Genomic DNA, 23133 nt, shown 5'->3' on the forward strand with positions numbered 1-23133 from the left:
GATGAAAGGGCGTGCCGGTTTGCTCCTCATCGGGCTACGAGCTCAAACGACCTCACCCTAGTCCGGCTCACCAGGTCTTCGATCAGGTGCATTCAAGCGCTATCGTCGAGCGAAATCCACGTCCCATCCGCCGCTGGCTTTGATTTGCAGGTGGCGAAGTTGTCGTTCTTGCGAACGTGACTTGATGGTTTGCGCGGCTGCATCAGCAAGCGCCGTCAGCGCATTACGATCATCTGGGCCGAATTCACGCGCCACGCGATCAATGATGCAGATGGACCCGAGAGCAAATCCATTTTCATCACGAACGGGGGCGCCGGCATAGAAACGAAAGCAGTGTGGCGCACCGAGGGTCGGATTATCCTTGAAGCGTGGATCGCTTGGAAGATCATTCAAAACCGTCAGTTCATTTGCCGCGAGAGTGTAGTTACAGAAGGACCACTCACGAGGCGTCAGTTCACCGTCATATCCAGCCCTGGCCTTAAACCATTGCTCTGTCGACGTAAGCAACGTGAACATCGCGATTGGCGCGTGAAATATCCGTATCGCCATGTCAATCAACGCATCGAAGGCCGCTTCGCGAGGCGAATAGAGCAAACCTGACGCATTCACAGCCTTCAGGCGGTCGCCTTCATTTGCGGGGAGGGGATAGGTCAAGTTCGTGACTGCAACGGACGGCCGATGTTGCAAATGCTCGAGGATCGCCGCAATAGCGAGGTCGACGGGCTGATCGATGCTCATCGCAAAGGGCTGCCTCTTGTTCGCGCTGGAAACCGCGGCGCCGACCTTGGTCCGCAACACCGTCAATGCCGACGAAAGCAGAGGGTCCTCGCAGAGCTTTTTTGCCAATCGTACACGCTCATCACCCTCGTCGTTCTCTATAACGATCAGGTCGGGCAGGGACTCGCCGATAGCCACGGCTGCAGCTAGCGGATCTTCGAGGACCTTGACCATATATCCATGTCCAGACAAGGAGCGCCAGGCATTGGCATTTTCCGGACGCGCTAGCACAACCGCGACGGCACGCACATTGGTATCGGATCGTCTCGAGGCGAGCATCTCAACGATCGCAGCCCGAGGGATGCGTCGATGGCCCCCAGGCGTCTTCCACGAGGGAATCTCGCCGCTTTCGACCCATAACTGGGCGGTCCGTACTGAAACGCCCAGTAATTTCGCCGTTTGGGCAGTCGTGAGGATCTCATCCAACGCTAAATTCTCCACTTTTGGAGCAAGGGGTACACCTGCGGACAGCCTTTAGCAATTGATAAATTTGATAGTTGTAATGTATTTAGAACATCAATACGTTCTTCACTTTCCCCGCTGGCCAAGCAGGAAATGATGCCCGTCAGGAAGACGTCTGGACGCCGGAACTATTCGTCCTCCGCTCCGCCCGCCTCAAGCGCGCACTCAAAGAGGGAAGTCACCTTGCACACCGACTTGCAGAGAAGAAACCAAAGCCATCCCATCGGAGCGTTGAGCGAAGTCTAGTATCCTGCGAGTTGGCCTCCGGCCATCGAGGGACGAAGGCCGAACCAGCGCCTGTCGACACGATCTCATGGTCAGCACTAGATACGCTGCAATGTCCTACGAACCCGGCTTGCTGCCGATCTATATACCAAGCGATCAAGATTAGAAGAACGCAACCAAACCGCATATTGCTAGCAACGCAGTGATGCTGCTGCCTCTCGCGTGGCTTGCTCGGCAGGTCGACTTTGAGGCCAATCTATCGCCGGCCGATGCGAACTCCAACGATCAGCTCGCAAGGTCGAGCCGACGTTCGGCTGCTCGCTCTTGCCTCATGGCGACTCCCCGGGCGGATAGCGGGCCTGATCCCTGCCGGCGAAGCAGCAATTTGCGGCGGCAACGCCTTGCGACCGGTGGGGTTTCTGCGCCTCTCGAGTCGGACACGGGTACGATCGTGTTGACCGTAGCTAATTCCCAATACGATTGGTCAACGTTCCTATGCCGTTGATCTCGAGTTGAACCTCATCGCCTCGAGCGGGAAAACGCCCCATCTCGAGACCACAGCAGCCCGCAAGGGTGCCGGTGGATAAGAGGTCTCCGGGATAGACAGTCTCTCCCATCGCGGCGTATGAGACGACCTCGCCAAGGCCGTGCTGGGCGTTTTCGGTGTTACCTTCGCACCAGATGTCGCCGTTGACGCGCACCTTGCCCGTCAATTGGTTGAATCGCGGCAGTATCTCGTCAGCGGTCACGACGATGGCCCCGATTGCGCCGGCAAAGGTTTTTGCCTTGACCACGCCGCCGAATGTACCGCGCCGCGTATCGTCCCACTGCACGTCACGCGCGCTCCAATCGTTGACGATACAAAAGCCGCCTATCGCCGAAAGGCCCTCGCTGGGTGTGCAATTGCGCACTTGCTTAGCGATGACTAGCCCGATCTCGAGTTCAAAATCCACGACATCCGAAAATGACGGCCATGGAAGTTCTTCCCCATCTTCCATGAGTGAACGGTGGTTGCCCATACAATATTGTGGGAAGCGGTAGTAATTGGGCCTGGGCCGCATGGGTGCTATGGGTTTTCCGGTGAGCCGCTCATAGCCCGCCGCTACGGATTTCAGCAGGGGGGATCCAAAACGTGAGACCATCCCCTTTGCTGCCGTCGTCATATGTCTCTCCCAGAGAGCGAACGATCGGAGCGATCCAGGCTTGAACGGCAAGCCGCGGGGGGCATCGCTGCGCTCGCCGAGGCATTTGGCAAGCGCGTCAGGTTCCAACGATAGAAGCGCCAACAGATCGTCTGAGTGCGGGTGATCTATTAGGCGCCAAATGCAAACATGTTCATCGAAGCCGACTGCCCGACCGCCATTCAAACCAAGTTTCATTCTAGCGTCCTTCCTATGCAGTGACGGAGGCCAGTCTTCAAGTTGAAGAATAGCCAACCGCTAGCGCCTGGGGAGCTGCGCGCCAAGGGTGGGGTCGTGTTGCTCGGGGCCGATGACGCAAGGTGGGTTCCGTCACGAAAGCGGTGTGATCGGCGTCTGATCACCCGGCCCATGGATGCCAGGCGACATATGTTTGTCCCGATCAGCTGATAGCCGGGCAGGAGAAGAACTTCGTGATGCTTGCCCTGCCAAATTGTCTTGCCCGCCTTCGTGATCGTCGGGCACGGCGCACGCCGGGTCAGTTGTGCTCGGCGCGCTCGACATCACGAAGGAATTCGGCGACATACTGGTTAAAAACAGCGCTAACTTGCAGGAATGGCGCATGCCCGGCAAAATCGATCCGAAAGCATCTATCCCGCCATAAGTTGGCGTACGGAACGCGATCGATATAGTCGAGGTTGACAATTTGATCCGCAGCGCCATTGACAACCGCGGTTAGCGTTTTGGTCGAACCCACCACCTCGCGCTGGTTGCTCTTTTCTGCGACGCGCGCCTGGGAGAATAGCGTGGTTCGAAAATCTCCGTCAGTTCTCGCTGCCGCTTGCACGAGCTCAGGCGTTGCCGAGCTGCCGAACACCCGGTCCGCAAACTGGACTGCCTGGTCTAGGGAAAAAGACGATGACGCCGCAAGTCCCTTCAGGAGGCTTCCGCGGAAACCCTCCGAGATGTCCTCGCCCACGGGCGGGGTACCTGTGATGAAGAGGCCACGGAAATTCGGTTGGCGCGATGCCATCTCAATCGCAACGTGACCGCCGAGTGACCATCCCAGCAAAACAGGATTTCGAACGTCGAGCGCTTCGAGCACCTCCAGGGCGGCGTCGGCGAGACCGGGCAAGGGGTAGGTTCTTTCCTTTTCGCGCGCATCTTCTGATTGACCGTGCCCTGGCAGGTCGAAACAAATCAAACGGTGGGCTTCGCCGAGCCCTGAGTGCAATTGTCGTTCGAATACGGCGCGGCAGGATGAATTTCCGTGAATCAGGACGACGTCCAAGCCCTTTCCTGCCGTCATCTCGGTCGCGATTGCGCAATGGGACGTCTCTACTTTCCGATTAATCGTTTCGACCATTAAAATGACGCTCTCTGTGGTGTTGCTGAAGCGTCCCGGAATAGGTTGCTTCCGGCTAGTGGCCCTTTTCGCCAACGCGAAACGGGTCATATTTCAGCCTCTGTTTCTATAAGCCTTCGAACATGACTGAACGGCGCCATCTCTCGCCTGTCCCGCCATCACGCGTTCCGATTTAGAGCGAGCCAAGCTCAGACATATGTCGGAAATTCCCGACTTTGTTACAGCTGTAGCCAAAAGCCGAAGAGTTCCAGGGCCTGCTCCCCGGCTGGTCTCGGAAGCGAGCGGCTTCAAACGCTCGAGGTGCTTCACTGGCGACTTTGATCCAGCAAAGTCCGATTCCCGCGCCAACGACGATGAAACTATTTCATCTGCAACCCGCGGGCCTCCCGCTGAAATGGAGCCGCGCAAAACGCCCGCTAGCAATGGGGTGCACAGTCGATGATGCGCCCCTTGCGGCGGATCGACGCAAACTATCGCCCTATACACACGCAAGCATTGGAGGAGAATTATTGGCAAACCTTGTCGCAGCGCTCGCCTCAACCCATCACCCGTTTTACCTTAAGGCGACAACCGCCCCTCCCGGGGAACAAATGCCGCAAGCACAGATATGGAAGGAGAAGATCGAGGCATATCGCGAGACCCTCACGAAAGCGGAGCCCGATCTTCTGGTGATGGTCGGTTCCGATCATTTCCACCAGCTCTTCCTAGACAACTACCCGCAGTTTCTGATCGGCAAGGCAGCCGCATACGACGCGACATTCTATAACGAGGTGCGCGAGTTCGGCCTGCCCAAATATCTGTTGCAAGGTGACGAGAGAATGTCGGGCTTCATGCATCAGTCACTTCTCGATCAGGACTTTGATGTCGCCCTCTCGAATGAACTCAAAATCGACCACTCGATCATCTGCCCGATCATTACGCTTCGGCCAACCAACGATCTGCCTGTTGTACCGATCTACACCAACATATTCGCCCCGCCTTTGCCGTCACCTAAGCGTTTCTATGACCTGGGGCGCGCCATCCGCAAAGCTGTCATGGACTACCCAGCGGACATTCGTGTCGCCGTGATCGGGACAGGGCATCTATCCTTGGAGTTGGGTGGCCCGCGACAGTTCATGGAGACCGGCCCAGATCCCGCCTTCGATCGTCAAGCGATCGATTGGGTACGGCGTGGGGATATCGACTCGATCCTCGCGAACGTCACCCATGCCTCACTTCAAGGACATGGAAACGCGACCCACGGCTTCCTGAATTTCATCCTGATGCTTGGCGTTGCCGGTCGGCAGGTCGCTGATCATGCAGATAGCCTGGACCTCTTTCACACCATGGAGGCTTATTTCACGTGGTCCCTCGAAGGGAGCGCACGATGAGCAAATACTACGTCAACAAATTCCTCTTCATGGTTGATCGCGACCCGCAGCTGCTTCGCCGCTATGCTGATGATCCAGCCTCCCTTGTGGCTGCCTGGGAACAGGCACTTGGCCCTGCCCTTTTAGGGAACGAGACAGAGGCCTCCAGCGTGCACAGCCTTACTGAACATGAGAGGGATGCGCTGGTACGCCACGATTACGTTGCGCTTTTCGAAATGGGAGCGCATTTCTTCCTCAACCTGACGATATTCATCGGCATTTATGATGAGCCGTACCGAGCCAAATCGGGTCCGCTTTCATTCCAGCGGACATTTGCATCGGATTTAAAGGACTGGGCGGGTCGCGAGTATCCGTCAGTCGCGACCTAGCGTCAGCAATAAGGCACCTGTCGGATCCTTCAAGGTTGCCCCGTCTTCACACATCAAATCGGCCGATCTGCGACCCACGTTTCGTTCACTACGGAGCGTGGGTTCAGGAGGGGACAGAAGGAGGGGGCAGTTCCTCGTCGACTGGGACGTGTCCATCAACCTAGATGCGAAAAGCCGGTGCCTGCAATCCTGCGGGCGGTCCACTGAACTTTTCGCTTCGCCTGGTTGGATCATCCACGATTTGCGCGGGATGCACAGGCCGCTGGAATGCAGCGCCTCCTGTCGCTAGCAAAGAAATGTGGGGTGGAACGGCCGATGCGACATCTCGATATTCAGCGCCTCGGCCGTTTCGCTGCATGGAATGCGAGAAGCACCCGGTCCGCTTCCGGTGGCCAGCAGTGCCGCTGCAGCCAAGGCCGGCGCGCTCGTCGATCGATAGAGCCCGCCGATATCAATGTACTCGTCTGGCCCATGGCGGCGCTGTTGTGGGAGGCTAATGTGTTTGATGACAACTGTAGCTGTTTTCGGGAAGACAATCATGCGCCTGGTATGCCGCCAAATCAATCTTCTGATCGCAAGCAACAGGAGTTCCAATGAGCAAATTCGAATATGCCACGGCTGAAAACAGGCGCATCTGCATCGCTGGTGCTGGCGCCATCGGTCTCACTCTCGCTGCGCGCCTTGCAACTGCCGGCTTCGACGTTTCCGTCGTTGCCAGAGGTGAGAGCCTCGAGGCCATAAAGCAGAACGGCATACGCCTGCTTGGTTTGGAGGGTGATCATAGCGTCAAAGTGAGGGTCGGCGCCGCAAATGAACTTGGCGTTCAACATATCCTGTTTCTCTGTCCGAAATCGCACGACTTGGGAGGCTTGGCAACGACCTTACTGCCGATGATCACGGCCGAGACCGTGATCGTTCCGGTCATCAATGGAGTACCCTGGTGGATGTTTGAGGGTATCGGCGGCGGCTGGGATGGACGAGCGATCGAGTCTGTCGATCCTGGCGGCCAGATCAAATCGATGTTGCCTCCGGCGCAGATCATCGGAACGACCGCAATGATTACGGCGGAGCGGCTTCGCCCGGGCCTGGCGCGGACTCGAAATCCTCTTCACATGACTTTGGGTGAGCTGGATGATCGACATACGAGACGCCTTGCCGAGGTCGAAGGGATCTTGAACAAGTCAGGCATAGTGACGCGGATAGCGCCTCGAATAAGAGACGCCGTCTGGACAAAAGTGGCCAGAAACATGATCTCGAACCCGGTCACCGCCATTACCGGCGCCACCCTCGGTCAAAATTTCGGGAGCCCCTATCTGGCCGACGTGAGCTATCAGATGCTGATGGAAATCATCCCGGTCATCGAGGCTTATGGCTCGAAACTGGAGCTCGACCCGCCGACGATTATCTCATCCGGCCGCAACTTGGGCGACGTGAGAACCTCAATGTTGCAGGACCTTGAGAAGGGGCACCGACTGGAGCTTGCATCCATCTGCGACGCGGTTCTTGAGCTTGCCAGACTTCGTAACATTCAAATGCCCGTGACGGCGGCGATCACGGCTTTGGCTCATTTCTTGGAAAGCGATGAGCGTATTGCGGCGGCATGAGGCGGGTGATCATCCGTCATGGAACTGCCAACGTTGTCGGCAGCACTTTCTCCTTCGGCACGTGCGATGCTTTGGCGTGCCGATGGCGTTGACCAGCCATGCCTTCGCCACGGACGTACGTTCAAAAACGCGAGAGCTCAGGGCCTGTCTCGGCGAAGCGGCCAGTGCCCGCCTGCTAGCGGAAACGCCTAGGGGAACACGAGCATGAGAGACTCCGAAAGCCGCTTGCCAACGGTCAGCTCATTGATAGAGCGAACCAGGGACTGTCGGTCAATGCGGAAGTGTCGGTAAAGATCGGCGATCGTTCCCGTCTGCCCGAAATGCTCGACGCCGTGCGAAACGGTCCGATGGCCAGCCACGCCGCCGAGCCATGAGAGGGTGGCAGGATGCCCGTCGATGACGGTGACGATCACGCAGTCGCGGGGCAAAGAATTTAGAAGCGTTTCGACATGGCCTTGGGCCCTTGGGTTGCCGCGCGCCCGCTCCCGCTGCGCCGCGGTCCATCCGGCGTTGAGGCGGTCGGCCGAGGTTACGGCAAGCACGCCGACGTCGCGCCTTACCTCGGCGATGATGCCGGCCGCGGCAATCGCCTCGTCGGCGACCGCACCCTGATAGGCAATTACGACCGAACAGTTGGGGCCGGGTTTGCGCAACCAATAGGCGCCATCGATGGCGCCTTGTCGAAAGTCGTCGTCGACCCGTGTCAGCGGCTGTTCGAGCGGTTTGGTTGTCAGTCGCAGGTAGACCGAGCCGCCCGTCTCGTCGCGCAACCAGGTTCGCTCGTCACTGTGGCCCTCGCCATCCCGCTGGAGGTAATCAAAAGCCCACTCCACGATCACGGCAAGTTCGTCGGCAAAGCCGGGCTCAAACGCCGCCAGGCCATCCTGACTCATGCCGATCAGAGGGGTCCCGATGGATTGGTGGGCACCACCTTCGGGCGCCAGCGTCACCCCAGAGGGCGTGCCGATGATAATGAAGCGTGAATCCTGATAACAGGCATAGTTGAGCGCGTCGAGCCCGCGGCAGACAAAGGAATCGTAGACCGTGCCGATGGGTATAAGGCGCTTGCCGAACAGGGAATGGCTAAGGCCGGCGGCACCAAGCAACAGAAATAGGTTCATCTCCGCGATGCCAAGTTCGACATGCTGCCCCTTCGGCGTGAACTCCCATTTTGCGGTCGAGGGAATGCTGTGCTCGATAAAGGCGTCCGCCATCGCGGCACGGGCAAAAAGCTTGCGTCGGTTCACCCACGGCCCGAGGCTCGTTGTGCCAGTGACGTCGGGCGACGTCGTCAATATGCGGTCGGCCAGTTTGCTTGCGCCCTTGGCGAGATCATCCATAATCTTTCCGAAAGCTGCCTGCGTCGAGATCTCGCGGGCTGTGTCGATCGCAATTGCGGGCACATCAAGACGCGCATCATCGTAGCGTCGTGCACCCTTCGAGAAGAAGGCAACGTCGGCAAGAAACGACTTCAACCCGGCGACATCCGCTATTCCCGCGAACGGCTCCCATTCCTGCCCGGCAGTGATGCCCAAGGCCGTCTGCCAGTCGGCAAACTGCTTGCTGTTCATCAGACCGCCATGGTTGTCTTTGTGCCCGGCAATCGGCGTTGCCCAGCCCTTAATCGTGTAGGCGAGGAAACAGGTCGGGCGATCATGGTCGGTCGCAGCGAAGGCATCCGCCATCGTCGCCACGCAGTTGCCGCCGAGATTTTCCATCAGTTCTGCAAGCTCTGCGTCGCTGCGGTGATCGAGGAGGGAGGCGATGTCCCCGTGTTCGCCGAGGTCGTCGAACAGGCGCTTACGCCAGACTGCGCCACCCATGAAGGTGAGCGCCGCGTAGTCCTGGTTGGGGCAACGGTCGATCCAATCGCGCAGCTGGGTTCCGCCCGGTTCTTTGAAGGCCGCGCGCTGCAGGGCGCCATATTTTACACGGACGACCTCCCAACCGAAAGTATCAAAGATCTTTTCGATGCGCGCGAACAGTCCCTCACGAACGATCCCATCGAGGGATTGGCGATTGTAGTCGATGATCCACCAGCAGTTGCGCAGGCCATTCTTCCAGCCTTCCTGCAGGGTCTCGTAAATGTTGCCCTCGTCCAGTTCGGCATCGCCCATCAATGCGACCATACGGCCGAGCGCCAGGTCGCCGCCCCATTCCTTTGCCTTGATGAAATCCTGTACGATGGAGGCTAGGGCTGTGATGCCGACGCCCAGCCCGACCGAGCCCGTTGAGAAATCGACGTCATCGATGTCCTTGGTCCGGCTCGGATAGCTCTGGGCGCCGCCGAACCCACGGAAGTTCTCCATTTTCTCCCGCGTTTGGCTGCCCATGAGATAGTGCATCGCATGGAAGACTGGCGAGGCGTGCGGCTTGACGGCTACTCGATCCTCGGGCTTGAGCGCCGAGAAATACAACGCCGTTATGATCGACACCATCGAGGCAGAGCTTGCCTGGTGGCCGCCGATCTTGATGCCATCCACCTTCGACCGTACGTGGTTGGCGTTATGGATCATCCAGTGAGACAGCCACAACAGTCGTTGTTCAATGGTCTTTAGGTGCAGGCGTTGGGAATCGATCATCGGTGCGTCCACAGCTAGCTTGAAGGGAAACAGGCTTTCGATGGGCTCAGCCCTCTCTATAATAGTAGCTGTAGCCGTTGAGCGCCGGTGCGCCTCCGAGATGTGCGTAGAGCACCCTTGAACCTTCCGGGAAGAAGCCCTTGCGGGTGAGGTCGATCATTCCCTGCATCGACTTACCCTCATAGACCGGATCGGTAATCATCGCCTCTGTACGAGCGGCAAGGCGAATGGCTTCGTTGGTCTCGTCCGACGGGACGCCATAGGCCGGATAGGCGTAGTCCGGGTTGATCACGATCTCGTCTTCTCGAACCTTGCGGCCAAGCCCGACGAGCTCAGCTGTATTGTCGATAATCGACCGCACCTGCGCCCTTGTCTGCTCGAGCGTGCCGGAAGCGTCGATGCCGATCACGCGGTCGGCGCGGTTGTGCGCGGCGAAGCCGACGATCATGCCTGCCTGGGTTGAACCCGTGACGACGCAGACGACGATGTAGTCGAACTTGAAGCCCAGCGCTTTTTCTTGCTCCGCCACCTCCTCCGCAAAGCCAATATAGCCGAGTCCACCATATTTATGGACCGATGCTCCGGCAGGGATTGGATAGGGCTTGCCGCCTGCGTCCTTGACGGACTGGATCGCATCCTCCCAGCTCTTGCGGATACCGATGTCAAAGCCATCGTCGACCAGGCGCGAATCCGCGCCCATCAGGCGGGTCATCAGGATGTTCCCGACGCGATCATAGACGGCATCATAATGGGGAACCCATCTTTCCTGAATGACCACGCATTTCATGCCGATCTTGGCAGCGGTCGCGGCAACCATGCGCGTGTGGTTCGATTGCACGCCGCCGATCGAGACCAGGGTATCGGCACCCGAGGCGACCGCGTCGGGGATGATATATTCCAGCTTTCGCAGCTTGTTGCCACCCATGGCCAGCCCAGAATTGCAGTCATCGCGCTTTGCATAGATCTGAACGCTGCCACCTAAGGCTTCCGTCAAGCGGGGCAGATGCTCGATCGGTGTCGGGCCGAATGTGAGTGGGTAGCGTTCGAACTTTTCAAGAAGGGACATTGGGGGCTCCGGAGAAACTGTGGCGACGACGGAATCAGAGTAGTGCCTTTGAGATGAAAGGTGCTTCCAAACTAAACAAAAATCTAATGCCGGTTGCCGTAGAAATTCCAACACCGTGATTCAATTGTTTCAAGATACCTGTTACGTTTGGGAGCTTCTTCCAAATGCGGCTACCTGCCTCAAATCTGCGTCTCGCTTGCAGCGCGTGAACAATGCAAAGTTCGACTCGCGCCGAGCCAGGGGCCACCGGCAACCAGCTTCCGACAGAATGCTCGTAGGCCTGCGCGACTGGAGCTGCGCCGGTTGCCGAGAGCGCATGTGTTACAAGAGACTGGAGGTAGGGCCAACGGGCATGTAGGCATGGTTCATGTCGGGCCGATGCAACCTGGCGCTTCGGCGCCGGCGCAATCGGCTTGGCTTGAGCAGTCGTTTCTGTTGCAGTTGAAACGACAATCGCGATGGCCGACATTCTGGTCGAAGGGTTTTGCGCCTTTTATGCTCCGAGGATCTTGGAGCGAAACATGCGGACCTTCAGGCAAAAGAGTTTCTTGATTAAATTATTCCTCGGCATGCGTGCCTTGGCGTTGATCAGCTTCGCAATCGCCGTGCTTGCCGTATTGGCAAATGGCAGCGCCCAGGCACGGGAAAACGAACTGGCAAATATCTACGAGAGCAAAATCGTCGAGTTTTGGAACAAGCATGGCCAGCGTCGAGACTTTGCCGGCAGGCATGGCGTGCGTATCGCCGCAATGGCTTTTTCCCATTCCGTCGGGAAAAATGGAATTGTGATTTCCAGCGGTTACGGTGAGAGCTTTTTCAAGTACCGCGAGGTTGTCTACGATTTGTGGAAGGAAGGGTATCAAGTATATATCCTCGATCACCGCGGCCAAGGCTTTTCGGAAAGGTTGATCAGGCCGAACAAGGCGCAGAAACTCGACCCGCAAGCCGTCAAGCGCGTGCACGACCTCGGCTATGTTGAGAATTTCGATCATTTTGTCGACGATCTCAAGACGTTCGTGGAAAAAGAGGCCAAGCCCGCCAATGAGCGGCTCTTCCTTCTCGCACACTCTATGGGTGGCGCGATCGCGTCATTGTATCTCGAGAAATTCAGCGCCGATTTTGCTGCTGCGGCATTGTCTTCGCCCATGCATCAGCCCAATCTGAGCCCAATTCCCAACAAGGCGTGCTGGCTGCTCAAACTCGGCCCCAGTAAGTCTTACGTTTGGGGCCGCGGACCCTATGCTTCGAGAGGGTTCAACGCGGATCGCGATTTAACGAGCAGCCGCATACGCTACGACATCCTCAAGCGCGGGGAGCTAGATCGGCATCCGCAAGCGCAGCTCGGCGGGCCGAGCTTCAACTGGGCATACGAAGGCTGCATGGCAGCAAACCGCAGCATCCGGGATGCGAGCCGGATCAGCGTCGATGTTTTGCTGTTTCAAGCGGGCGATGACAGGGTCGTCAAAGCTTATGGGCAGCAAAAGTTCTGCGATACGATGAATGCCGCGCGATCGGGCTCTTGCTCCTTGCGAATAATGAAAGGCGCAAGGCATGAACTGTTGATTGAGCAGGATGTCCACCGCCGCCTGGTGCTCGAGGAGATGCTGTCATTTTTCAAGCGAAAGCACGGGGTCGCCCAGAGGACACATTGAGGCGCTTTGCTTAGCTGATCGAAGCCTTGTCCTACGATCGCATAACACTCGATTTCATCGATCCCGGGCTTGGCTGGACGCCACCAGTTTCTGGCAAGGCTCCGAGATTGACGCTGATCGCGACGCAAGCGCGCGAGCTAGGTACGTGCGGCAACCGAGCGCTTGAGTCGGTAGTCCAATAGTGCCTCCGCGCGCAAACCCGGCAAAGCCGAGCCGGATCCGCTCGATCTCGCACTTGGCGACCTTTGAGGCGGCACTCTTGTCTTTGCATACGATGAGGATGATGGTCTGTTCTCGTCGCAAAACCCAATGGCCAAAAATCGTCGCAGGAGTTGCATGAATTGGCGCGTCTTCGCAGCCCGTCTGTGCCGGTTGCCGGCGCATTTTGCAGCACCAGTTTGCGTTGGGGCGGCAAGCAAATGGCCTTCTACCTTGGGAGCGTCGATTTGGGGCTTCCGATCATTGTCGCTTCAGAGATTTAGCCGGTTCTGCAAGTGGCATCGACGAACGTCATGGTTCCAGATGAAATCAGAAGTGTCGTTTTGGAAACGCGCCGGCAACACCAAGTCATCAAGACGCAAATGCCTTCAGCGCAAGGCCGGCATCGCGTCATGCGGAGGCGGAACTAACCTATCCTTTGAAGGAGGGCTCTTTTATTGAATGGCAACATGAGTGAAATCGAGCACGAGGACGTCGTATGGCGCCATCAATCGCGCCACCGTCCGAGGCATTTCTGCGAGGCTGCAAATAGGCCCTCATTGGAGGCATAGGCCAAATGCTCCGTCGGCGGCACCACGCAGAGTGGCATTGGCAGCAGCAGCGATTGCAAACGCAACGATGAAGGTCGTCGACCAAGCGATCGCCGGCCGTGCTGATCCCGCACGGCGACCGGGCAACGGCGCTCATGAGGCGATCCTACAGTATTGTCTATGGGTGACACTCGCTGAAGACGCGAGGCGCCTGAGGAGACCGACCTACGGCTGCCACTACCACCCGTCTGCATCATTGTTCGGGGGAAGGGCTTCTTGGGACCGTTCCATTCGAGGTTGGCCACACTGACCCTTCGTCTGATTTTTTTGGACAAGCCGCGACAATGGCAAGGGACGGTAAGCCCCGGGAGGAACCACTTCGATCATCCTACGGCCAAGACCGCCGGACGCTGGTGATGGCCCAATGGTTTATCGCGCTTGGCTTGCTGCGCTCTATCGCGACTGATCGGTCCGTTGTGATGAACCACACAGCGGATCGCAGGTGCGCGCTCCAGATCGTCAAATTTAAGAAAATGATAAATCTGATACTTGTGATATATTCGAAACCGGACTATGTGTCACAAACCCGCTACAGAGCATAGGAATCTGAAAATGAACACTCTCGTAGAATTTGCGTTCACGGTCGCCCACGGCGGCGGCAGGGTTGCCCTGGTTCATGATTGCCTAACGCCTGCAACAGAGCTTGCCCTCTCTCGGCCGCGTCGGCGCGATCACTTGCTCGGCGCAGCTATTACAGATGACGTGGCAGGATGGCATGGAGTGGTTCTTTGAAACACGTCCTTGTGATTGACGACGACTCGAGCATGCGAAATCTGTTAATTGACTATCTCTCGCATCATGCGTTTCGGGTTACCGGAATTAGCGGCAGTCAAGAGCTTCCCCGTATTCTCAGTACGGATCCGGTCGATCTGGTCATTGTCGATCTTAATCTCGGTCAGGAAGATGGCTTGGACATCGTGCGGAAGCTGGCCAGTTCATCGGATTCGCCGATCATCATCATAAGCGGAGACCGGCTCGACGAGGCAGATAAGGTCGTCGGCCTGGAACTCGGGGCTGCGGATTACATCACCAAGCCGTTTGGAACCCGCGAATTGCTAGCCCGCGTTCGCTCTTCGTTACGTGAGCGTCCCGTTCTCGATAACAAGAAGGACCGTAAAATTTACAGCTTTGGCGAATGGGTGCTGAACGTCAAGCTGCGCAGGTTGACCTACGGCGAAGATCAGGAGGTGAAGCTCACCGCAGGAGAATTCAACCTTCTGGCTGCCTTCTTACGCGCCCCTCGCCAGGTTCTGTCGCGCGAACAGCTCTTATCGGCGAGCAGAGTTCATGATGAAGAGGTTTTCGATCGCAGTATCGACGTTCTCATACTCCGTCTGAGGCGCAAGCTCGAGAGGGATCCGTCAAAGCCGACCTTGATCAAGACTGAGCGAGGCGCCGGTTACCTTTTCGACGCGGATGTCGAGGTGACTTATAAGGGTGGTCGCAAGGCATGAGCGGGCAGGGACGCCGTAGGCTCTTCAAGAAGGATACCCACCGGACGGTGCTGCTGGCCCTTCTCGTCGTCAGCGGTGGCGGCCTCACCGCTGCCGGCGACGTCATTGTTGGGGGAATGAAAGGGGAAGCGCTGCTGCCACTGCCTGACGCCCCTCAACTCGATCCCGGCCGCGTGGAGCTCGGGCGACGCCTCTTTCACGACAAGCTCTTGTCCAAACGGCGAGAGGTTTCCTGCAGTTCGTGTCACGACCTTGCGACAGGCGGCACGATTCATGCCGCAAGAACAGTCGGCTATGAGGGGAAAATGCATGCGTTCAACGCGCCGACCATATTCAACGTCGGAAACAACTATCGGCTTGGATGGCGCGGAAAGTTTACATCTCTTGTAAGCCAAAATGATGCAATCATTCACGACTCCAACCTGCTGGCGATGGACTGGCCCACCTTGCTGTCGAGACTAAACAGCGACCGCTCCTACGCCGATGCGTTTTCGCGGAGATATGGTGGCGCGGCGGAGCGCGAAAACGTCTTGGATGCGCTTGTGAGCTATCAGAAGTCTCTTGCAACGCCCGACGCACCCTTTGACCGTTTCCTGAAAGGAGATAAGAAGGCGATCACTCCGTTACAAAAGCACGGGCTGAAACTCTTCACCGAATACGGCTGTGTCTCGTGCCACCAAGGCTCGAATATTGGCGGCAACATGTTCCAGATTTTCGGAGTATTCGGCGAGCCAGGTGCCGAGACCTTTCCGACGCCTGAGGATCTCGACGCACGTCTGGACCAGGCTGATCGAAATGTCGATGTTTTCCGAGTGCCCAGTTTGCGCAACGTGGCGCTGACGGCCCCCTATTTCCACGACGGGCGCACCGCAACACTTCGGGATGCGATCGCTATCATGGGCAGAAGCCAGCTCGGGCGCCGACTGACGGAGAGTGACGTCGATGCGCTCGAGGCATTCCTCAACAGTTTGACCGGGGTTTACAGTGGGAAAGAGCTCGCGCAGCCTAACACTGAAGAGTCTCGTTGAAACTCTGCCGATCGCTCTGCTGACGCTATCGGCAATTGTCCTTGCCGTGGTCGCAGCGGGGCGTGATCCGGGGCGGGACGTTCACGAGGCGGTGATGACGAACCTGCGAGCCGTCGACGTCAATCACGCCTCGCTTCAGCGCGACGTCCTGCGAGCGAGAGCGGGACTGTTGTCGTCGTACGATCCGCTCGTATCCTCCATCGTCAACATGAGGCAAACGACAACGGAGTTGAAAAGACTGTTCAGCAGGCCGCAGTTCGCCGACGATTTCAGGTTACATCAGCTCCTTGGGCAACTGAGGGACGTTATCAACCTTGACGAGAAGCTCGTCGAGGAGTTCAAGACCCGTAATGCACTCTTGCAGAATTCCATCGGAGTATTCGGCCAGACACTCTCCGAGCTCCACGACTCCCGAAATGAGGCCGTCAAGATGGCTCTCACTAGAACGGGTGATCTTGGTAACCTGATGATGCGGTTTTCGACCCGGCCGGACGATCAGCTGCAGGAGGCTATTCTCACGCGTCTGAAGCAACTGCCGGAGTTCGACACTGCAGCGCCTGTTCTACAAGGCTTGGGAACAGTAATCATTCACGCACGAATGATCTTGGCCATCTTACCAAAGGTTGACGACAAGATTGCAGCCATTCAGGCCTCTGGGACACCGCTGCGCGCAGAGGAGCTTCAATCCGAATACCTGGACGTTGCTGCCGACGCGACGTCTCGTGCGGCTTTCAGCAGGATACTGCTGGGTATCACGGCGATCATTCTCTGTATCTATATCTGTGTGCTGGTGTATCGCTTGCGTGCCCAGACCATACGCCTCAAGAGACGTCTCCACTACGAACAAGTCATTGCCGAGCTCAAGGCCGATATGGTCGAGAGCGACTGTGGCAGCTTCGCAGCCCTCATGACCGACGCCTTGAGTATTATCTCTGGCTTATTTGCAGCCCAAAGATGTGCTTTAGCGATTTGCGATCTGGAACGGGGAGAAATCAAGGACAACTACTGCCTCGGCGACGACGAAGAGCAGAGGGCTTTGCTGCTGGAGCTTGCCCAGGACCTCCTCCGCCAAAAGGGCACCCCTGCACTTCGCAATCTGGAGGGCTTCGAGCGTCGCGTTTCCGCGAAGTCTCGCTGCTTCATCCGCTCACGCGGAGCCGCGACCTCGTGTCTCATTGTAGGGGCAGGTCTGTCGGAGCGCGATGTGGCCGCGCTTGTTTTGAGCTTCGATGATCTGCAGCCAAGGATGCCTGGGGACGAGGTTCGCTTGCTTCAAGCAACACTTCAAACGCTCATCGAGTTCGTTGACGCAAACCGCAGTCGCCAGGAGAAAGAAGGACTGGAGCACCGCCTCGAGCATGCGCAGCGGTTGGAGGCCATCGGCACGCTGGCTGGTGGCATCGCACACGAGTTCAACAATGTTCTGGGCGCGATTCAAGGATATGGCGAGATGGCGGTTCAGCTTCTTCGCAGGCCGTCAACCACACGACACTATGTGCAGGAAATTCTAAAGAGCGGGGCGAGGGCGAAGCATATCGTCGACCAGATACTGACGTTCAGCCGAAAACGCGAAAGGACGACAAAGCCATTTGACGTGACCGACGCGGTTGCCGACATCCTGCCGCTCCTTCGGGTCACCCTCGGCAGCCATGTGATTATCGAGTCCCACCTCGATCAACGTCCTGCGGTCATCGAAGGCAATCCTGTGGATGTGCATCAGCTTGCAATGAACCTTTGCAAGAACGCAAGCCAAGCGTCATCGAGAGGCCAGAGAGTGATCGTCAGTGTCGAGATCATTGAAACCACGAGGAAGCAGTTCTTGTCGCATGGTGAGCTCGGGCCCGGGCGACACGTCTGTCTTGTTGTTAGCGACGAAGGACCCGGAATTCCCGATCACGTCCTTCCCCATATATTCGAGCCATTTTTCACGACGAATGCAAAAACGGGTGGCTCGGGCCTCGGCCTTTCGGCCGTGCATGGCATCGTTTCCTCGTTGGGTGGGAGCATCGACGTGAAAAGCGAAATCGGAGCGGGTTCAGCTTTCCGGCTCTTTCTGCCCGCGAGCGATCTCGAGCCGCTGCCTGTAAAAGGGTTCTTTGACGAAAATGCGGTTCCCATCGGCAAGGGGGAACGGGTTGTCATTGTCGTGCAAGACAGGATGCTCTTGGAATTGTACGAGGAGAAGGTTGCTGCGCTCGGGTATGAGCCGGTAGGATGTGCGGGTATCGACTGCCTGATTGATCAATTGCAGGCGGGCCTATGTGCCGACATTGTGCTTGTTGATAGACAGCTTCTCATGCGTCATGCTGACGTCTCGAGCCTGCTGGACAAGGTGGGGAGTGAGAAGCTCTTGGTGTTAAGCGACCGCGCGCTGGATCCCGATTCTGCGCCTCCCGTTCTGGCGGCCCGGATGTTGCGCACGCCCTTCAGCTCGGCGACATTGGCAACCGCAATTTTCGACGTTCTGAGGCATTGCTCAAGCGTTCATGCTCAGGATGATCCAGGCGATGCCGCTCAATAGCTGCCGGGCCCGCTCTGGACATGTCAATCTCGTTCGCGGAAGCCGTCGCAGTGGCGCCTTAACCATTTGATGTGAAATCGCGGTCCACACACGACTGCAAGATATTGCATCATGGCTTGTTGCGTTAGCGCTGTTTGCCTCGCACCGTATTGCCGTATCGAGTAATACCGCTGTGATAGAGATGGCAACAATGCGCCAATTTCGGACGTCCTTGAAGCGTTTAAGTCGGTCTGCTCCCGAGCAAGGCGAAGATAGCGGCTGATCTCTGATCCGCCGCAAGCGGTCATTCCCAGCAGAACAAGTTGCGTGTAAATCAGATATCGAATCCTATCGCGGGATAGGCAGCATTTCGACTAGCGGACCGTAGTGGAGGGCCCGATTGCAGGCGGACGACCTTCCCAACTACCGCTTCACTGCGAAGATCCCGAGGTATCGCGATACCCCGCAAAAGGTCGAGATGGCCTACGTCATCGAGGACCGGGGCCTCTCGGTGACGCGAGGGCGGTCCGTCAGCCTCGTCCCGTGGACGTCGCTTCGATTCCTGCACCTCCACGTCACGAGTGGGGTCGGCACCACTGGCTTTCCAGTCTACAGCGCGCGTCTACGGACGCTCTTCGTGTCAAGGGAAATCTCCTCGCTCGATTGGTTCGGAGAAACGGGCGTCGATCGGTCCGCCGACTACGTTCGCTTTATGGAAGAACTGATTCCGTTTGCGGCTGCACGGAACCCACCGCTCCGCTTGCGATACGGCGGCGATCCCATGTTGGAAACGGCGATTCCGATGGTGCTGACCCTCTTCGTTGCCCCGCTCGTCCTCATCCTATTCATAGTCGTGAAGTTGCCGCTCGGTGTTCTTGCAATCGCGTGGAAGAAGCCCCTTGCGAAGCTCGCGCCGTGGCTTTTCACCACAGGGTTCGGCGTGGCGTTGAACGCGCTCCCCTGGTCCAGCGGGAAACCGTTCGAGGCGCACGATCTGCCCGCGGCCGAACTTCCGATGAGATATCGGGAAAGTGCCGTCTACAAGAGCCATGTCGATCTTGACCAACGGTGACGCACTAGCCCTCCATCGTTACTCTCGGCAACCTGGCGCATCGCGATCAGGCCGGCACACGCAACGTCGCCTTTTGCCCGTTCAGACCCTGAAGCTGACCGGCCGCTAACCACCCCATCGCAGACAAGAATGAACCACTCCCGAATGCCCGCTTTGGGGCCGACAGCGGACTTCAGCCGTGTGTTCGCTCCGGGTACTTCCACGGCATCAGCTCGTCGATCCGGCTCTGCTTATGGCCATTGACGAGGCGGGTGAGCGTGGCGGACAGCTTCAGGCGATCCGCCTTGCGCGAGCGGAATACGAAGACCGTCCCTGCAAATGGGTCCTTGTGCAGCTCGTTTTTGACCAGCGCTGCCAGGCGATCGTGGCCCTTGCGGAAGTCGACCGGTTTGGTCGCCACCATGATCTGAACCCGGTTCGATGGAAGGATCATGCCGGAACCGCGCAGGCACGCGCGACAGCGGCGATGCGGGCGGCAGACGCGCCCTCTTCCAGGCGGATCGTGACCGAACCGACGATGATCTCGGGGCGGCTAGTTTTGATCAGCGGCTCCAAAACGGGTGCATCGACGACTACCGCTGCGAACTCCACGGCATTCTCGGGTGCAGGCAGAACAAGCTTGCCCTGCCCGCGCCATCGTCCGCCAAGTCGAAAGGCGGTTCGCCCACAACCCAAAGCGTTCAGCGACCTCATTCACCTTCGCACCGGGCCGAAGGCTCTCAGACACGATCTGCGCTTTGACCTCATCAGGCCAATGCCGATGAACCTCACGTCCAGACCTCCTGGTTGTGAGAAACTCCAATGTACTCTCCATGGAGAAACTCCCGTTGCACGTCCATGGAAAGGCGATCACAGATCAGGGCGGCGAGGACAATGTGGGATCGGAACACCGGTTACCTTGTTGCGCATCTTGGCCCCGTTCCAGCTGTGACGCATCGCAAAGGGACAACCTTCCTGGATGCGTATTTGGAGGCCATAAGCATATCCGATCGTCTCCCGTTGCTCGATGCGATCGGACACCAGGAGTGCAGCTGACTGTGGTCATGGGACGTCGGTCGACAGGCGCAAAACCTGCCCGCCAGGATCGACATTCCTTGATCTACCGATGGTCAGGATGCTTCCCTGTCGCCAGGGCAGGGACGAGGCGGCCAACGCGCTTTAGAACCAGCATCGGAACAACGTGGTCAGTGCGACGACGGACTCTCCCGCGGTCATTCCAGTCCAACGGATGGAGCAGCGTCGCTGTACTGCCATGCCTACAATGATCGAGTCGCCGAAGTTACTGCCGGCGCAAGAACCTGCCTTTCTTGACGACAAAGTTGGACGTCCAACAAAAGCGCAAAAGAGCGCCTTCGGAGAACACGCTGTCGCTGTGACCCATTTGGAGCCGGATCGAGCGCTGGCAAGCATACTGGATCCGGCCCCGACCACAGGAGGGGGAGCCTTACGGCCCTGAGGCACATACTTATTGTCTGCGCGTTGTTTCAGGGCTGTTACCGAGCCCGGCTTCTTCGTGACACCAGAAACAATCCTGCTGTTGCTCGGTTCGCAGTTCCCGTGTGGATTAGTCTTTCCGGGCAGCAAAGACATGTTGACAGGCGACACGATGTATGCGCGATAAAGATTATTGCGATAATTATTATTGCCTATAACATGGAGAGGCGCATGTTTGAAAAGTCGAAGAGTTTTATCACCGCGGTAGCTCGATTGCCGCCGCGTCACAGGCCAATTCCGCTTCGCAGCCGACGGGACGAAAATCACGGAGCCATGCCCTTTCAACACACAGGCAAAGGCGGTCGCCATCGCCATCCGTGACGCCGCTCAAGACGTCAAGATGACACCCAAGTGAATAGGGACTGACAACCGCGTGGTCGGTGCCCGACTCCTTCACTGCGCATCCGCGACGAAGTTCAGATGCTTGGATTTCAAACGAAATCAAGAACACCCTGGCCGTAACGGCCAACGAACACGCCCGTGGAACTACGACGGACGAACGATTCCTTGTTGCCGAGGGCGCCAAACATCAAACCATAAGGTGATGCATGACATATTCCGACGAAGGTAAAATCAGGCAAACCGTGCTGGAAAACCAGAAGACGTTGCGACAACAACTGCGCACGAATTTCGATTTCATCGTATGCGGTGCCGGCTCGAGTGGCTCCGTCGTGGCCGGTCGATTGGCCGAGGACAAGAATGTCCAGGTTCTTCTCCTTGAGGCCGGCGGAGACGACGCGGAGCCGTCTATTTTGGACCCGGGGCAGTGGCCGCTGAACTTGGGTTCTTCGCGCGACTGGGCGTTTATGGGCGAGCCTTCTTCTCATCTCAACGGCCGCCGACTTCCCCTCAACATGGGCAAGGTCCTTGGCGGCGGATCCAGCATCAACGTGATGGTCTGGGCGCGCGGGCACAAGAGTGACTGGGATTATTTTGCCCAGGAGTCCGGCGATACCGCCTGGGGTTACGAATCGGTTCTCAGATACTACCGAAGGATCGAGGATTGGCAGGGCAATGCCGACCCCGTCCGCCGGGGAGCGGGCGGACCGGTTTTCGTCGCACAGCCAGTGGCGCCCCAGCCGCTCGCGCATGCAACGCTGGAAGCTGCCCGTATGGTGGGAATTCCGACCTTCGAAAGCGCCAACGGCGAGATGATGGAAGCAGGCGAGGGGGCCGCAATCGCCGAGCTGCGGATTCACGGCAACAAGAGACAATCGGTATTTCGCTCCTACACATACCCCCATATGCATCAGCCCAATCTTACGGTGTTGACGGGTGCGCATGTCACCCGCGTTATCCTTGCTGGATCGAAGGCGGTTGCCGTAGAGGCCATCGTGGATGACCAACTAATTCGCTTCCGGGCGGGTCGAGAAATCGTTCTTTCACTGGGTGCGGTTCACACGCCGAAAGTGCTGATGCAGTCGGGGATCGGACCCGAGGCCGAACTCCGTCGACATGGCATCCCGGTCCTCCAAGACCTGCCTGGCGTCGGCGAAAACCATCAGGATCACATCGCATTTGGCTGCACCTGGGAGTACTCGAAGCCGCAACAGGTTGGCGGTAGTGGATGCGAGGCAGTGCTCTACGCCAGAAGTGATTCTCGCTTGTCGGCCCCTGATATCATCCAATGCCAGCTTGAGTTTGCCGTTCCGCCGCCGCCGGAAGTCGGGCTCGAAGCTCCTGAGCACGGGTGGTCAATGTTTGCCGGTCTCGCTCAACCCAAAAGTCGTGGCAGGGTACAGCTGTCGGGACCTGACCACCGCGACCCTGTCGTGATTGCTCCCAATTCGCTGAGCGATCCCGGCGATCTCGAAACGGCTTTTCGTACGGTCGAGCTCTGCCGAGAACTTGGCAATAGCCAACGTTTTGGCGCATTGGTGAAGCGGGAGGTGATCCCAATGGCGCGCGATCGCGCTGGCATGGAAAGTTACATCCGCAATTCCGCTGTGACCTACTGGCATCAGTCGTGCACCGCAAAGATGGGCCTGGATTCCATGTCTGTTGTCGATTCTCGCCTGCGGGTCTACGGAATAGACAACCTGCGCATAGCCGACTCATCAATCATGCCGAAGATCCCTGTCGGAAACACGATGGCTCCGTGCGTCGTGATCGGCGAGCGCGCCGCCGATCTCCTGAAAGCTGCGCATGGGACGAATGCCTAACCG

The 23133-nt window shown here is 57.8% G+C and carries 18 protein-coding genes; 9 read left to right on the forward strand and 9 right to left on the reverse strand.

Going from position 1 to position 23133, the window contains the following annotated elements; genetic code table 11:
* Nucleotides 1-99 precede the first annotated feature (99 nt).
* The 3 genes from A6U98_RS20740 to A6U98_RS20750 all read right to left on the reverse strand — a co-directional run bounded on the left by A6U98_RS20740 (nucleotide 100) and on the right by A6U98_RS20750 (nucleotide 4059).
* Nucleotides 100-1203 (reverse strand): helix-turn-helix domain-containing protein, encoded by a 1104-nt coding sequence (locus tag A6U98_RS20740; RefSeq protein ID WP_064652338.1) that lies wholly within the window; start codon nucleotides 1201-1203, stop codon nucleotides 100-102.
* Between the two features lie 725 nt (nucleotides 1204-1928).
* Entirely contained in the window at nucleotides 1929-2627 is a 699-nt protein-coding gene (locus A6U98_RS20745) for a fumarylacetoacetate hydrolase family protein (protein WP_197496415.1), read from the reverse strand.
* 514 nt (nucleotides 2628-3141) lie between these two features.
* Complete coding sequence (locus A6U98_RS20750) at nucleotides 3142-4059, reverse strand: alpha/beta hydrolase (RefSeq protein WP_082933948.1); 918 nt, start codon at nucleotides 4057-4059, stop codon at nucleotides 3142-3144.
* A gap of 419 nt (nucleotides 4060-4478) precedes the next feature.
* Here A6U98_RS20750 and A6U98_RS20755 point away from each other — a divergent pair, with 419 nt between their 5' ends.
* Together A6U98_RS20755 and A6U98_RS20760 are read left to right on the forward strand one after the other, a co-directional pair.
* On the forward strand, nucleotides 4479-5339 hold the full coding sequence (locus A6U98_RS20755) for an extradiol ring-cleavage dioxygenase (protein ID WP_064652342.1): 861 nt from the start codon (nucleotides 4479-4481) through the stop codon (nucleotides 5337-5339).
* On the forward strand, nucleotides 5336-5707 hold the full coding sequence (locus A6U98_RS20760; RefSeq protein ID WP_064652344.1) for a hypothetical protein: 372 nt from the start codon (nucleotides 5336-5338) through the stop codon (nucleotides 5705-5707). Before A6U98_RS20755 ends, A6U98_RS20760 begins: the two co-directional genes overlap by 4 nt.
* A gap of 285 nt (nucleotides 5708-5992) precedes the next feature.
* Here A6U98_RS20760 and A6U98_RS36850 read toward each other — a convergent pair whose 3' ends face one another.
* Complete coding sequence (locus A6U98_RS36850; RefSeq protein ID WP_156667869.1) at nucleotides 5993-6289, reverse strand: hypothetical protein; 297 nt, start codon at nucleotides 6287-6289, stop codon at nucleotides 5993-5995.
* Nucleotides 6290-6300: 11 nt separating this feature from the next.
* On the opposite strand from A6U98_RS36850, the gene A6U98_RS20765 reads away from it, so the two are divergent.
* Nucleotides 6301-7311: a 2-dehydropantoate 2-reductase gene (locus A6U98_RS20765; RefSeq protein WP_064652346.1), complete on the forward strand. Its 1011-nt coding sequence runs from the start codon at nucleotides 6301-6303 to the stop codon at nucleotides 7309-7311.
* 188 nt (nucleotides 7312-7499) lie between these two features.
* Here the strand turns inward: A6U98_RS20765 and A6U98_RS20770 are convergent, their stop codons facing one another.
* Together A6U98_RS20770 and A6U98_RS20775 are read right to left on the reverse strand one after the other, a co-directional pair.
* Nucleotides 7500-9893 (reverse strand): transketolase, encoded by a 2394-nt coding sequence (locus A6U98_RS20770; protein ID WP_064652348.1) that lies wholly within the window; start codon nucleotides 9891-9893, stop codon nucleotides 7500-7502.
* Nucleotides 9894-9939: 46 nt separating this feature from the next.
* Complete coding sequence (locus A6U98_RS20775; protein ID WP_064652350.1) at nucleotides 9940-10959, reverse strand: 1-aminocyclopropane-1-carboxylate deaminase; 1020 nt, start codon at nucleotides 10957-10959, stop codon at nucleotides 9940-9942.
* A 458-nt stretch (nucleotides 10960-11417) separates the two neighbouring features.
* On the opposite strand from A6U98_RS20775, the gene A6U98_RS20780 reads away from it, so the two are divergent.
* From A6U98_RS20780 to A6U98_RS20805, 5 genes are all read left to right on the forward strand, one after another.
* Nucleotides 11418-12611, forward strand: a complete 1194-nt coding sequence (locus tag A6U98_RS20780) for an alpha/beta fold hydrolase (protein ID WP_082933949.1) — start codon at nucleotides 11418-11420, stop codon at nucleotides 12609-12611.
* A gap of 1537 nt (nucleotides 12612-14148) precedes the next feature.
* Nucleotides 14149-14874: a winged helix-turn-helix domain-containing protein gene (locus A6U98_RS20790; RefSeq protein ID WP_064652354.1), complete on the forward strand. Its 726-nt coding sequence runs from the start codon at nucleotides 14149-14151 to the stop codon at nucleotides 14872-14874.
* Nucleotides 14871-15902 carry a cytochrome c peroxidase gene (locus A6U98_RS20795; RefSeq protein WP_064652356.1) on the forward strand — a complete coding sequence of 344 codons (1032 nt, stop codon included), beginning with the start codon at nucleotides 14871-14873 and terminating at the stop codon, nucleotides 15900-15902. Before A6U98_RS20790 ends, A6U98_RS20795 begins: the two co-directional genes overlap by 4 nt.
* Entirely contained in the window at nucleotides 15859-18423 is a 2565-nt protein-coding gene (locus tag A6U98_RS20800) for a two-component system VirA-like sensor kinase (RefSeq protein WP_082933950.1), read from the forward strand. Before A6U98_RS20795 ends, A6U98_RS20800 begins: the two co-directional genes overlap by 44 nt.
* Nucleotides 18424-18802: 379 nt before the next feature.
* Nucleotides 18803-19474, forward strand: a complete 672-nt coding sequence (locus A6U98_RS20805) for a hypothetical protein (RefSeq protein ID WP_064652358.1) — start codon at nucleotides 18803-18805, stop codon at nucleotides 19472-19474.
* A 172-nt stretch (nucleotides 19475-19646) separates the two neighbouring features.
* On the opposite strand, the gene tnpB is transcribed toward A6U98_RS20805, so the two are convergent.
* The 3 genes from tnpB to A6U98_RS20815 are packed head-to-tail and all read right to left on the reverse strand — an operon-like array spanning nucleotide 19647 to nucleotide 20288.
* On the reverse strand, nucleotides 19647-19877 hold the full coding sequence (tnpB, locus tag A6U98_RS20810; RefSeq protein WP_156667870.1) for an IS66 family insertion sequence element accessory protein TnpB: 231 nt from the start codon (nucleotides 19875-19877) through the stop codon (nucleotides 19647-19649).
* Between the two features lie 26 nt (nucleotides 19878-19903).
* A complete protein-coding gene (locus A6U98_RS36855) occupies nucleotides 19904-20065 on the reverse strand; it encodes a hypothetical protein (protein ID WP_156667871.1) in 162 nt (53 codons plus the stop codon).
* Complete coding sequence (locus A6U98_RS20815) at nucleotides 20007-20288, reverse strand: transposase (protein WP_156667872.1); 282 nt, start codon at nucleotides 20286-20288, stop codon at nucleotides 20007-20009. The genes A6U98_RS36855 and A6U98_RS20815 overlap by 59 nt, the downstream gene beginning before the upstream one ends.
* A 1228-nt stretch (nucleotides 20289-21516) precedes the next feature.
* Here A6U98_RS20815 and A6U98_RS20825 point away from each other — a divergent pair.
* The gene (locus A6U98_RS20825) at nucleotides 21517-23130 is read left to right on the forward strand and encodes a GMC family oxidoreductase (RefSeq protein ID WP_064652362.1); all 1614 of its coding nucleotides are present in this window, start codon (nucleotides 21517-21519) and stop codon (nucleotides 23128-23130) included.
* The last annotated feature ends 3 nt before the right edge of the window (nucleotides 23131-23133 follow it).

The sequence above is a fragment of the Rhizobium sp. WYCCWR10014 genome, from assembly GCF_001657485.1.
In the GTDB taxonomy this organism is placed as follows: Bacteria; Pseudomonadota; Alphaproteobacteria; order Rhizobiales; family Rhizobiaceae; genus Rhizobium.

Excerpts from the sequence above, each read along its gene's own strand:
- A6U98_RS20745 (WP_197496415.1), bottom strand. The coding sequence starts at position 2,627 with ATGACGACGGCAGCAAAGGGGATGGTCTCACGTTTTGGATCCCCCCTG.
- A6U98_RS20770 (WP_064652348.1), bottom strand. The coding sequence starts at position 9,893 with ATGATCGATTCCCAACGCCTGCACCTAAAGACCATTGAACAACGACTG.
- A6U98_RS20760 (WP_064652344.1), top strand. The coding sequence starts at position 5,336 with ATGAGCAAATACTACGTCAACAAATTCCTCTTCATGGTTGATCGCGAC.
- A6U98_RS20825 (WP_064652362.1), top strand. The coding sequence starts at position 21,517 with ATGACATATTCCGACGAAGGTAAAATCAGGCAAACCGTGCTGGAAAAC.
- A6U98_RS20795 (WP_064652356.1), top strand. The coding sequence starts at position 14,871 with ATGAGCGGGCAGGGACGCCGTAGGCTCTTCAAGAAGGATACCCACCGG.
- A6U98_RS20780 (WP_082933949.1), top strand. The coding sequence starts at position 11,418 with ATGGCCGACATTCTGGTCGAAGGGTTTTGCGCCTTTTATGCTCCGAGG.
- tnpB (WP_156667870.1), bottom strand. The coding sequence starts at position 19,877 with ATGGTGGCGACCAAACCGGTCGACTTCCGCAAGGGCCACGATCGCCTG.
- A6U98_RS20775 (WP_064652350.1), bottom strand. The coding sequence starts at position 10,959 with ATGTCCCTTCTTGAAAAGTTCGAACGCTACCCACTCACATTCGGCCCG.
- A6U98_RS20765 (WP_064652346.1), top strand. The coding sequence starts at position 6,301 with ATGAGCAAATTCGAATATGCCACGGCTGAAAACAGGCGCATCTGCATC.
- A6U98_RS20750 (WP_082933948.1), bottom strand. The coding sequence starts at position 4,059 with ATGACCCGTTTCGCGTTGGCGAAAAGGGCCACTAGCCGGAAGCAACCT.
- A6U98_RS20815 (WP_156667872.1), bottom strand. The coding sequence starts at position 20,288 with ATGGAGAGTACATTGGAGTTTCTCACAACCAGGAGGTCTGGACGTGAG.